Source organism: Cryobacterium sp. TMB1-7 (assembly GCF_004402435.1).
Taxonomy (GTDB): Bacteria; Actinomycetota; Actinomycetes; order Actinomycetales; family Microbacteriaceae; genus Cryobacterium; species Cryobacterium zongtaii.
In genome coordinates this window covers 16609-28373 of the sequence record NZ_SOFZ01000009.1, presented here as the reverse complement: position 1 = coordinate 28373, position 11765 = coordinate 16609, and the positions used below count along the sequence as shown (strand labels likewise).

The 11765-nt window shown below is 68.1% G+C and carries 10 protein-coding genes; 3 read left to right on the top strand and 7 right to left on the bottom strand.

Features of this window, described 5'->3' with window-relative positions; all coding sequences use genetic code 11:
* Positions 1 to 37: 37 nt before the first annotated feature.
* Complete coding sequence (locus tag E3O60_RS03030; RefSeq protein WP_241980332.1) at positions 38 to 1621, bottom strand: anthranilate synthase component I family protein; 1584 nt, start codon at positions 1619 to 1621, stop codon at positions 38 to 40.
* A gap of 62 nt (positions 1622 to 1683) precedes the next feature.
* Positions 1684 to 2064, bottom strand: coding sequence for a hypothetical protein (locus E3O60_RS03025; RefSeq protein WP_134409415.1), 381 nt, complete (start codon positions 2062 to 2064; stop codon positions 1684 to 1686).
* A 117-nt stretch (positions 2065 to 2181) separates the two neighbouring features.
* On the opposite strand from E3O60_RS03025, the gene E3O60_RS03020 reads away from it, so the two are divergent.
* Positions 2182 to 2835 carry a DedA family protein gene (locus tag E3O60_RS03020; protein ID WP_088456090.1) on the top strand — a complete coding sequence of 218 codons (654 nt, stop codon included), beginning with the start codon at positions 2182 to 2184 and terminating at the stop codon, positions 2833 to 2835.
* On the opposite strand, the gene cydC is transcribed toward E3O60_RS03020, so the two are convergent.
* From cydC to E3O60_RS03000, 4 genes are read right to left on the bottom strand one after another with little or no spacing between them, the layout of a single operon-like run.
* Complete coding sequence (cydC, locus tag E3O60_RS03015) at positions 2807 to 4561, bottom strand: thiol reductant ABC exporter subunit CydC (RefSeq protein WP_134409416.1); 1755 nt, start codon at positions 4559 to 4561, stop codon at positions 2807 to 2809. The two genes, E3O60_RS03020 and cydC, sit on opposite strands and share 29 nt — an antisense overlap.
* Positions 4554 to 6224 carry a thiol reductant ABC exporter subunit CydD gene (gene cydD / locus E3O60_RS03010; RefSeq protein WP_134409417.1) on the bottom strand — a complete coding sequence of 557 codons (1671 nt, stop codon included), beginning with the start codon at positions 6222 to 6224 and terminating at the stop codon, positions 4554 to 4556. The genes cydC and cydD overlap by 8 nt, the downstream gene beginning before the upstream one ends.
* Positions 6225 to 6229: 5 nt before the next feature.
* On the bottom strand, positions 6230 to 7234 hold the full coding sequence (gene cydB, locus E3O60_RS03005; protein ID WP_088456087.1) for a cytochrome d ubiquinol oxidase subunit II: 1005 nt from the start codon (positions 7232 to 7234) through the stop codon (positions 6230 to 6232).
* Between the two features lie 9 nt (positions 7235 to 7243).
* Entirely contained in the window at positions 7244 to 8653 is a 1410-nt protein-coding gene (locus E3O60_RS03000) for a cytochrome ubiquinol oxidase subunit I (protein WP_088456086.1), read from the bottom strand.
* Between the two features lie 90 nt (positions 8654 to 8743).
* Between E3O60_RS03000 and E3O60_RS02995 the strand changes: the two genes are divergently transcribed.
* Together E3O60_RS02995 and E3O60_RS02990 are read left to right on the top strand one after the other, a co-directional pair.
* Positions 8744 to 9124 (top strand): BlaI/MecI/CopY family transcriptional regulator, encoded by a 381-nt coding sequence (locus E3O60_RS02995; RefSeq protein WP_088456085.1) that lies wholly within the window; start codon positions 8744 to 8746, stop codon positions 9122 to 9124.
* A gap of 53 nt (positions 9125 to 9177) precedes the next feature.
* Positions 9178 to 10131 (top strand): M56 family metallopeptidase, encoded by a 954-nt coding sequence (locus E3O60_RS02990; protein WP_240632447.1) that lies wholly within the window; start codon positions 9178 to 9180, stop codon positions 10129 to 10131.
* Positions 10132 to 10190: 59 nt separating this feature from the next.
* Here E3O60_RS02990 and E3O60_RS02985 read toward each other — a convergent pair whose 3' ends face one another.
* Positions 10191 to 11765 (bottom strand): DUF2142 domain-containing protein, encoded by a 1575-nt coding sequence (locus tag E3O60_RS02985; RefSeq protein ID WP_134409418.1) that lies wholly within the window; start codon positions 11763 to 11765, stop codon positions 10191 to 10193.

Below are 11765 nucleotides of genomic sequence, written 5' to 3'. Positions count from 1 at the left end.
ACAGCGGGTCTGTACCCCGTTGGCGACGCCCAAGCTCCTAGGTTACTAAACCCTGACCATCCGCCGGGTCCGGCGCCGCGGCGGACGCCAGGATCGCGCCGATCAGGGCCCTGGCCTTGATCCGGGTCTCCTCGATCTCCTCGGCGGGCACCGAGAGCGCCGTGATGCCTCCCCCGGTTCCGATCGAGGCGCCCGCCGGGCCGAGCACGATGCTGCGGATGACCATGGCCAGATCGACGGCGCCGTCGTTGCCGAGGTAGCCGAAGGCCCCCGCGTAGATGCCACGGTCGCCACCTTCGAGCGCGGCGAGGATGCTCATGGCGCTGGCCTTGGGCGCCCCGGTCATCGACCCGGCCGGGAAGGTGGCTTCGATGGCGTCGACCGCGGTCATCCCCGGCGCCAGCTGGGCGACGACGGTGCTGACCAACTGGTGCACGTGCGGGTAGCTCTCGACCTGCAGCAACGACGTCACCGCGACCGTACCGAGGGCGGCCACCCGGCCGAGGTCGTTGCGCATCAGGTCGACGATCATCAGGTTCTCGGCGCGCTCCTTGTCGCTGGCGAGCAGTTCGGTGGCGAGCATCCGGTCGGTGACCGGATCGGGAGATCGAGGCCTGGTGCCCTTGATGGGACGCGTTTGCACCCGACCCCGTGGTGTCACGGAGAGGAATTCCTCCGGAGAGGCACTCAACAGCGCATGCGAGCCGAACCTGAGTAGGCCGCCGTGGTGACTCGGACTGCCCGCGCGCAGCTGCCGGTACACCGTGACGGGGTCGAAGCTGCCGGCGATGGTGACCTCGTTGGTGAGGCAGAGCTGATAGGCGTCGCCGGCTTCGATGCGATCCTGGCAGGCCTCGATCAGGCGCGCGTACTCGCCGGCGTCGTGCCGCCAACGCACGTCGACGGCCGTGGCGGATGCCAGATGCAGCAGCGGTCGCGCCGGCGTGTCCTGCGGAGCGGAGTCGGGCAGCCGGCTGCTGACGTCCCGAGAGCTGAGGTTCCGAGAGCTGAGGTCCCGAGAGATGTGCAGTGCCCACTCCTCGATGGCGGCAGGGGAGAGGTCGGGTCCGCTGCTCGCGAGCAGGGTGACCGTGCGGGCGGCGTGGTCGAAGGCGATGACACGGTCGACGTAGAGCAGCGCGGCATCGGGAGCATCGCCGGCCTGCTCCCCCGCCCGGAGACCGGCGGCGGTCGCCGCCAGACCGTAGCCGAACCAGCCCATCCAGCCGAGCCGGAAACCGACCTCGTCCGGAGAGGTCCCGTCCGCCGACGTCGCGCGCACTGTGTTCAGGTCGGCACGCAGGAAGTCGAAGATGGTGCCGGCCGTCGTACGGGCCTCAGTGGCGGCGTCGAGCGGCCGGGAACACGTTACCGTTCCGGTCCGGGCCGAGGCGGTGACGAAACGAGAGCCGTCGTGGGCGCCCGCCAGATAGCTCACACCTGCCGTCGCGCCGGTTCCGGCGTCCAGCCAGACGGCATGGCTGGCCTCGCGGTGCAATAGATCGAAGGCCGCGGCCGGGTCGATCCAGTGCGGGAGCCGACGGGAGAACACCGGGTCGGGCAGCATCGGGGCCGGGCGTTGGGTGACGTCCGGTTGCGGGAGGCTGGGTGTCGACGGCATCCTCTCAGCCTAGAGCCGCGGAGATGACTCCCGGAGGGGCAGGCCTGTCCTCGTGGCCCTGTCTACAGCTCGTGGGCGATGAGCGCGATGACGAGGCCCCAGCAGGCACCGGTCAGCAGAGCCAAGGCGATCCTGATGGTACGCGGCCTGAGCCACGGGATAAGTGCGAGAGCCAGGGTCATGGCCACGGCGGCAGCGATGCAGGCGGTGATCGCCGTGCCGGTGTCTGCGGGGTACGGTCCCTGCCAGCTGCTGCACCCGCCCCATGGGCACCAGCTGAGTCTGGCGATAGCGAGCGCGGGCAGGCTGACCACGAAAACCAGGGGCATCGCCCAGAGCAGGTGCAGGGCGCTTCGGCGCTGGATCACGATGCGGCGGCGGTGCGCACCATCCTGACGGTTTCGCCAGGGTGGGGGCCGCGCATCCTTGTTGCCATGGTCCATGGTCGTGCACGCATTCTGCAGGGTCCAGCACCCAGTTCAGGGGATGACTGATCCCCAGCCACGCCCGCACGCACGGGCGCACACCACCCGCGCAGGCACACGCTTTAGGCTGGCGAGGTGAACGACGTACTCAACTGGATCCTGGACGCCGTGAGCTCCGTCGACCCCGTCGTGCGCACCCTGCTGGCGGGCGTGGGCATGCTCCTGGAGACGTCGGTGCTGATCGGATTGGTCGTCCCTGGCGACACCATCGTGATCGTGGCGAGCACGGCCGTGGAGGGACCCGTCGAATACGTCGGCTTGGTGCTGGCGGTCATCCTGGGCGCACTGGCCGGTGAGAGCATCGGTTTTTATCTGGGGCGCCGATTCGGCCCGTGGATCCGGCTCAGCTGGCTCGGCCGGCGCATCGGTGAGAAGAACTGGGCGGCCGCGGAGCGCTACCTGGCACGGCGCGGCGGGATCGCCGTATTCCTCTCGCGGTTCCTGCCGGTGCTGCACTCGGTCATCCCGCTCACCGTGGGCATGAGCACCATGCGGTACCGCACCTTCCTGACCTGGACGGTGCCCGCCTGTGTGCTCTGGACCGTGGCCTACGTGAGCGTCGGCGCCGCGGCGGCCGAGGGATACCGCAGCATTTCAGACCAGCTGCACTTCGCGGGGTACCTGTTCGTCGGCGCGATCGCTGCCTTCGGCGTGGTTGTGGTCCTCGTCAAGCGCTGGCTGAAGCGCCGGGAGGCCAGATTCATGGAACGAGAGCTTCCCCCGGAGTAGGGTCCAGCTTCAGGCCGGATCCGGCCGTGAGAGTGTAGGTGCTCGTGATCAGCCCGACCGGAACCGGGGTGTGCGAGATGAGCAACACGGCCCGGCCGGCGCCGGCCGCCGCCGACAGGATGTCCCGCACGAGAGTGTCGCCGAGTCCGGTGTCTACGTTGGCCGTGGGCTCATCGACGATGAGGACCGGGAAGTCGGCCAGCAGCGCCCTGGCCAGGGCTATCCGCTGGGCCTGGCCGCCGGAGACGAGGGCCCCGCGCTCGCCCACCCGGGCATCCAGGCCGCCGCGCCGGCGAACCCAGTCGGCGAGCCCGACCCGGGCGAGCACGTCGAGAAGGTCATCGTCGGTGGCGGTGTCCCGCGCGAAGAGCAGGTTCTGCCGTACGGTGTCGTCGAACAGCCACGGTCGTTGCTCGCACAGTCCCACGATCCGCCGCACCTCGGCCGGAGCCAGGTCTCTGGCTTCGACGCCGTTGACCCTGTATGACCCTGTGTAGTCGAGGAAACGCACCAAGGTCTGCGCGAGGGTGGTCTTGCCCGCTCCACTGGCCCCCGCCAGGTGGACGCGGTCGCCGGCGTTCAGCCGTAGCGTCACCCCGGCCAGCGCGGGATGATCTGTTCCCGGCCAGCTGGCTCCCAGCGCCGTGAGCTCAATGAGCGGGTTGCCGGTCTGAGGAACGACGGCGGTCGGCTCTGATGCCTCTCGCAGGGCGACATCCGACGGGATTTCGGCTGGAATCGTCTCGGGCACCGCCGTCGCCACCCGCTCGGCACTGGAGCGGACCTGGCGCCAGGCACTGATGGCCGGGGGGATCATGGCGAAGACCTCGAACACTGCCATGGGAATCAGCACGACCACGGCGAGGGCGGGGCCGGACACACCGCCGGAGCCCAGGGCCGGGATTGCCGCAATGAGTGCGAGTACGGTCGCGGCGCCGGCGCACAGTGAGATCACGGCGGCCTGCACTCCGGCTCCCGTTGAGCTGCGGAGCGACGCCGTCCGCAGCCTGTTCTCCACCGCTGCGAGTTCGGTCAGTCGGGTCTCGAGGGCGCCGAAGGCCGTGAGCACGTCGAGGTTCTCGACGACCTCGAGCACCTCGTCGGCCAGGGCACCTCGAAGCGGTGCCAGGTCGCGCTCGGAGCGGGCCGACAGCGCCGCTGTCGCGAGGGTGCCGACGATGCCGGCCACGATCAGGCACACCATCAGGGTGAGCCCCGCCGACGGCAGCACCCACCAGACCCCGACGACGCTGAGAACGGCCACCAGGCCAGAGGTCGCCAGGGGCTGCACTACCCGCAGCGGCAGGTCCTGCAGGTCGTCGACATCGCGCACCAGCCGGGTCAGTAGGTCGCCCCTCCTGGTGCCGGCGAGTCCGGCGGGGGCCAGGGGCAGCAGACGGGCGAAGATGCCCAGCCGCAGTTCTCCGAGCTGGCGGAACGCCGCATCGTGGCTGAGCAGTCGCTCCAGATAGCGGAGCGCCGCGCGGGACAGGGCGAACGCGCGTACACCGACGACGGCCAGGCCGAGGAACAGGATCGGCGGCATTTCGGCGGCGCGGGTGATGAGCCACGCCGAGCAGGCCAGGAGCGCCACCGCACTGGCGGCGCTGCCCACCCCGGCCGCGAGGCCGGGCAGGCTGCGGCGTGCCGGCGGTTGGGCGAGTCTGAGCACGGACCGGGTCGCCGTGGACACACCCAGCGCGAAGGGAGAACGTCGATCAGACATGGGCGACCTCGTTCAGGTGGACGACGTGGTCGGCGGCGGACACGAAGGCCGGGCGATGACTCACGACGATGACGATGCGGCCCTGGCCGGCCAACCGGCGCAGTCCCTCGATGAGGGCCTGCTCGGCGGTCGTGTCGAGAGCCGAACTCGGCTCGTCGAGCACGAGGACCGGACAGTCCAGGGAGATGCACCGGTAGATGGCCCTCGCGGCGGCGACCCGCTGGGATTGACCGCCGGACAGTCCGGCCCCGTTGACACCCAGGCGCAGTGCGGGATCCAGATCGCCGGCGCCCGCCCACCGCAGCGCGGTGGTGACCAGGGCATCGTCGGTGACGTCTGCGCCGAGGGCGACGTTGCTCGAGATACTGCCGGAAAATAGGCCGGCGCGTTGCCCGGACCAGGCGAGCCAATGCCGGCTGTCGTCGGGGAGCACGGCCTTGGCGCCGAGGAACAGCCGGCCGTCGTACGGAATGAAGCCCTGAAGGGCACCGATGAGGGTGGACTTGCCCACGCCGCTCGGGCCGCTGAGCACACTGAGCTGCCCGGCGGCGAAGTCAGCGCGGAGACTGTCGATAATCGTGGCGTCGCCGCGGCGGATGGTCACCGCGTCGAAGCGGAGGGTGTCGACGCTGTCGACGTCGTGGGGCGTTGCGGGAACAGTCGCGCCGGCCGTCCCTTCCGAACCGACCCGGGGCATACGGTCCGGGAGGTCGTCGTCTTCCAGAATGGCGAAGACTTCTTCGGCCGCGGCGAGGCCGTCGGCCGCGGCGTGGAACTGTGCGCCGACCTGTCGCACCGGCAGGAAGGCTTCCGGCGCCAGCAGCAGCACGAACAGGCCCACACCCAGCAGCAACGACCCGTCGACGAGCCGCAGTCCGATGGACACGGCGATCAGGGCCACCGAGAGGCTGCCGGCGAGCTCCAGCGCGAATCCGCTGAGGAACGAGACCCGCAACACCTTCATGGTGCGGCCCCGGTACTCGTCGGTGAGGTTGCCCAGGCGGGCGGCTTGGCGGCGGTCCCGACCGAAGATCTTCAGGGTGGCCAGACCGCCGACCACATCGAGGAAACCCGCCGACAGCCGTTGCAGGGCATCCCATTGCTGACGTTGCACGACCTGGGTGGCCTGGCCGATCAGGATCATGAACACGGGGATGAGCGGGAGAACGATGATCACCGTGATGCCGCTGGCCGGGTCCTGCCAGAGCATCACCAGCACCAGGATCGGCGTGGCGATGGCCGTCAACAGCAGTTGGGGCAGGTACCTCGCGAAGTAGTTGTCGAGTGCGTCCAATCCGCTCGTGACCACTGTCGCAACCCTGGCGGATTGCTGGCCGGCCAGCCAGTCCGGTCCTCGCTCAGCCAGCCGGCGAAGAACCGCGGTGCGCAGCTGACTCTTCACGGCTGCGGCCCCCCGGCTGGCGGCGACCTCGAGAAGCCACACCAGTGTGGCGCGCAGGATGACCACGGCGGCCAGCGCGGAGACGGTGCTGCTGAGTGACTCCAGCGACTCGCCGCTGACCGCGAGCGTGATGCTCTGGCTCAGGAACCAGGCGAACGCGACGATGGTGAGGGTCTGGGCCAGGCCCAGAACCGCACCGACGAGGAGGAACCACCGGGCTGCGGAGGCATGGGTGAGAAGCCGAGGATCGAGGGGACGCATCCGTTTTAGTGTACGGCGGCTTCGATGTGCGACCGGCTGATCCGCTTGCGGAACACCCAGTAGGTCCACCCCTGGTAGCCCAGGATCACGGGGGCCGCGATCAGCGCGGTCCAGCTCATCACCTGCAGCGTGTACGGCGTGGACGAAGCGTTCTCGATGGTCAGGCTGTTGGCCACATCGTTGCTGGCCGGCATCACATCAGGGAACAGCGACGCGAACAGGGTCAGCACGGCGAAACCGATGGTGACGGCCATGAGGCCGAACGCGGTGCGCTCGTTGCCGCGCAGGTTGGCCAGGTAGGCGGTGATCAGGGCCACGGCCGCGACGGCGGCGAGGATGCCGGAGGCGAGGGTGCCGTAGGCGAGCGTTGTCCAGACCAGGAAGGTCGCTGCCACGACGATGGTGACCAGCCCCGACTTGATCGCAAGGGCGCGGGCCCGCACCCGGATGTCGCCCTCGGTCTTGGTGGAGACGAAGATCACGCCGTGCGTGAAGAAGAGCAGCAGCGTGGTGAGGCCCGCGAGCAACGCGTAGGGGTTCAGCAGATCGAAGAAGCTGCCGATGTAGTTGAAGTTCTCATCCAGCGGCACGCCGCGGACGACGTTGCCGAAGGCCACACCCCAGAGCAGGGCGGGCACGGCCGAACCGACCACGATCATGGTGTCGAAAGACTTCTTCCACTTCAGCTCGGGCCGCTGATGCCGGTACTCGAACGACACGCCCCGTGCGATCAGGGCCAGCAGGATGAGCAGCAACGCCAGGTAGAAGCCGCTGAACATCGTGGCGTACCACTCGGGGAACGCGGCGAACAGCGAGGCGCCGGCCACGATGACCCAGGTCTCGTTGAGGTCCCAGACCGGGCCGATGGTGTTGATCAGGACCCGGCGGTCGGTGTCGTCCTTGCCGAGGAACGGCAGGGACATGCCCACCCCGAAGTCGAACCCGTCGAGGACGAAGTAGCCGATGAACATCGCGGCGATGATCCAGAACCACAGGATATTGAGTTCCATGGTGAGCTCCTAGTAGACCGTGGTCGTGTGCTTGATTTCGCCGGACACCGGGTCCGGCGCCGGAGCGTCGTCCGGCCCTTTCTGGACCGCCTTGAGGATCAGGCGGAATTCCACCACGGCGAGGGCGCCGTAGAGCAGGGTGAAGGCGATCAGAGAGATGAGGATCTCGAGCCCGCTGACGTTCGGCGAGACACCGTCTGCGGTTTTGAGGAGGCCGAAGACCAGCCACGGTTGTCGGCCCATCTCGGTGAAGACCCAGCCCACACTCATGGCCAGCAACGACATCGGGAAGGACCAGATCGCGATCTTCCACATCCAGGTCTTCGGGCTCCGTCCCTTGCGGGTGAACCAGAGGCCGGCGACGGCGACGAGGATGTGGGCGATGCCGAGTCCGATCATCCACCGGAACGACCAGTAGGTGACCCAGATGATCGGCGCGTAGTCGCCAGGACCGTAGAGCTGCACGTACTGCTCCTGGAGGTTGTTGATGCCCTCCACCGTGCCGTCGAAGGTGTGCGTGGACAGGAACGACAGCAGGTACGGGATGCGCACGGAGAAGAGTTCACTGACACCGTCGGGGGTGCCGAGGGTGAAGATCGAGAAGGAGGCCTCGGCGCCGGTGGCCGTGTTGTACATGGCCTCGGCCGCGGCCATCTTCATCGGCTGCGCCGCCACCATCGCCAGGCTCAGCTGGTCTCCCATCAGGGTGGTGAGGGCTCCGGAGATGACCATCATCCAGAGGCCGAACTTGAGCGCGGGCCGCATGGTCTCGAGGTGTTGATTGCGGGACAGGTGCCAGGCGGCGACCGAGATGATCAGGCCGGCGGAGACCATGAAGCAGGCGAAGATCGTGTGCGGGAAGGCCGCGAGGGCGATCGGGTTGGTGAGCAGCTCGCCGATGCTGGTGAGCTCGGCCCGACCCTTTTCCTCGTTGATCTGGTACGCGACAGGATTCTGCATGAAGGCGTTCGCGGCGATGATGAAGTACGCCGACGCGATGCTGCCCACCGTGGTCAGCCAGATGGTGGCCAGGTGCAGGCCCTTGGGCAGTTTGTCCCAGCCGAAGATCCACAGGCCGATGAAGGTGGCCTCGAGGAAGAAGGCGGTGATGCCCTCGAAGGCCAGGGGCGCTCCGAAGACGTCGCCGACGAATCGGGAGTAGTCCGACCAGTTCATGCCGAACTGGAACTCCTGCACGATGCCGGTCACGACGCCCATGGCGAAGTTGATCAGGAAGATCTTGCCGAAGAAGTGGGTCAGTTGGAGGTACATGGCCTTGTTGGTGCGGTACCAGGCGGTCTGGAAGATCGCCACCGTCGTGACCAGGCCGATGGTCAGTGGTACGAACAGGAAGTGGTAGATCGTCGTCAGGCCGAACTGCCAGCGCGACAGGAGTAACGGATCAAGCCACTCGTTCATTTGCCCTCCAAGACGGTTTTTCTACGTGTCGTAGAAGACTACTATTCTACGTTCGGTAGAAAGCGCCGTTTCGCTTGGTAAAGTTTCCTCATGGGAAGTCTGGGCGTGCTCGAGCGAATGTTGATGGACCTGCTCTGGTCTGCCGACGCTCCCCTGACCGCCAACGAACTGCGTGATGCTCTGCTCGATCCCGCCGCCACCGGCGCGAAGCCCCTCGCAACGACGACGGTGCTCACCGTGCTGTCGCGCCTGGAGAGCAAGGGCTTCGTCACTCGCGACCGCGATAGCCGGCCGCACGGGTACACGGCAGTGAGCTCCCGGGCACAGCACACCGCCGAGCTCATGCACGAGGTTCTGGGCACGACGAGCGACCGCACGGCGACGCTGGCCCGGTTCATCGGCAACGTCAGCCCGCAGGAGGCGCAGACCCTGCGCGCCCTGCTCGAGAGCATCGGCCCGTCGCCGGAGTGACGATGGCCGTCATCCCCGGCACGAGCCTGTCGGCCGTGGCCGGGTAGCGCGCCGTGCTCAACACCGCACTGGCCCTGATGGCGCTGGCCGTACTCCTGGCCTGGCCCGTTCCGATTCTCCTTGCCGGGGCAGACTGGCCGCCTCGCGCGCCCGGCCTGGCCCTCGCCCTGTGGCAGTCGATCGCCCTGGCCGGTGGCATCTCGATGATCGGCTCGTTGCTGGTCTTCGGCCTGATCCCGTTCGGAGCCACCCCCGTGTCGGCCCTCGGCGCCCTCGCCGGGCACGTCGCGGCCGGCACTCTACCCGCCGGGGCCACGCTGGCGGGGGTGATGGCGCTCTGCCTGGCGTTGATCCTCGGCACCCACCTGCTGCTCAACCTCAGTGCCACGTTCATCCGCGCCGAGCGGCAGCGCCGTCGCCACCACACCCTGATCGGACTGCTCAGCGATCCGTTGCCCTTCGATACCGAGGGCACCAGGGTCATCGACCATGCCGCGCCGATCGCGTACTGCTTGCCCGGGGGCACCAGGTCGGCCACGGTGTTGTCCAGAGGTCTGCTGCACCTGCTGGATGCCGACCAGCTGCGTGGCGTCGTGGCGCACGAGCGCGCCCACTTGCGTCAGCAGCACCACGTGGTATTGCTGGCGTTCAAGTCCTGGCACAGCGCCCTGCCCTGGTTCCCCATCGCCAACCGCGCCGAGAATGCGGTGGCCCTGCTGGTGGAGATGATGGCCGACGACCAGGCCAGGCAGGCTGTCGACGACCGCACCCTGGCCAGGGCGATCGCGCTCGTGGGCACCGCCCACCTGTCGGAGGTCTCCGGTACCCAGACGCCGCTCGCGGCCGCGGGCGGCCTCGACGACGTCTCCTCGGCCGACCTGGTCGGGCCGCGGGTGAGCCGTCTGCTGGGCAACGTCCCTGGGCTGAGCACGACGGCGCGCACCCTGGTGGTCTGCACGACCGTCGCCCTGCTCCTGCTGCCGCCGGCGCTGCTGCTGACGACCTGACGTTCGGGGTTGCCCCCCAGAACGGTCCCCGGGACGGTCCCCCGGGAACGTCTGCGCGGTTAAGCCGCAGAGGCCGGTTCGGGCCTGGCGGCGTCGAGCGGGCCCACCGCCGTGCGGGATTCGCGGAATGCCGCCCGGTACGTGAGCTGCGCACCCACGGTCACGGCGGCGACGAGAACGGCCGTGAGAATGAGCCATCCCACCGGCGGTTGCCAACTCGGCGCCATGAACATGGCTTCGATGCCGCCATTGACCGTGACCATGTACCGCCGGAGGGTGGAGACGAACGAGAACACCTGCCCGATCGACAAAAGAGCAAGCAGGGTGATCAGGAAGCGTTTGAGGCCCGCGGAAGGCTGTGGCCGATGATCGGAATCGTCGATCGCCAGGCCGCAGGCGACCAGGAGACACATCATCATGGCCAGCATGTAGCGACCCTGCCAGATGCTGCCGATCGAACTGATCAGAATGGCCTGCGTGATCGCCGGCACCAGCACCATGACCAGGGCCAGGCCGAGAACGGCGAACTTTCCCCGCCGCGATCCCCAGGCCACGGCGGCGACCAGCACGGTCACGATGCCGAAGCTGAACACGATGATGCTGAAGCTGGGCGACGGTGTGTCGGTCCAACCGAAGAACCCGATCAGCCCGTCGCTGAAGTCGAGCGTACGCAGCACCATCGTGAAGAACTCGATGGTCGGGCTACTCCCGGTATTGGCGGTGGGGTGCTCCGCAAAGGTGGCCAGGCCGAGGTACCACGCGACCGTCAGTCCGCTGACGAGGCCGCATGCTCCGATCGCCACCCAGGCAGCCGGTTGGCGGACCAGACCCGCCACGACACGCGGATTGGCGAACACGAGTGCCGCTCCGACGATGATCAGCACCCAGAGCAGCGAGATGCTTCGTGTGCTCAGGAGCGCCGCGGCCGTGACGACTACCAGTGCTGCCCGTTCCCACAGGAGACGTCTGGAGGCCGGTGTCTGCAGGGTGAGCACCAGGGTGGCGAACAGCGCCCCCGCTGACGCGACTTCGACGCCATTGGGATTGATCGACCCGCCCAGATACAGCACCATCGGCGTCACCGCGACCGCGGCAGCGACGATGACCCATCGGGACCGGGGCAACTGCATCAACTGCATGAACATCACGGCCAGGGCGGCGGCGGACAGTACCGCACTGAGCGCTCGCATCGCATACAGCGCAGGTGTCCCGTCCATCACCAGCGTCGGCAGCCCGACGATGGCGTAGTAGGCGGGGCTGTTCAGCCCGGCGGACGTACCGGTGACCACGATGTCGGTCGGATCGCCCTCGACAGGGCGGACGCAGCCGGCAGAGATATCCGGCCGGAATTTGTAGCAGCTGAGTTCGTGGGCGTGGGCAACGGACCGCGGGACCTCAGCGCGAGCCAGCGACAGGTCCTGGTCCCAGGGCACACTCTCGATCTGTCCGCGGGCGACGGCGGCGGCGCGGATCGCATGCGACGCCTCATCGGGTGCTGACATCATCGGCGACGCCAGGGCCCACAGCAGCATCGGGGCCAGGATGACCACAAAACTGGTGACAAAGACCCGCCATCGTCGGCCGGTGCGATCCAATGGTGCCGATGACGTATCGCTGGTTGCTGCTGTCTTCAT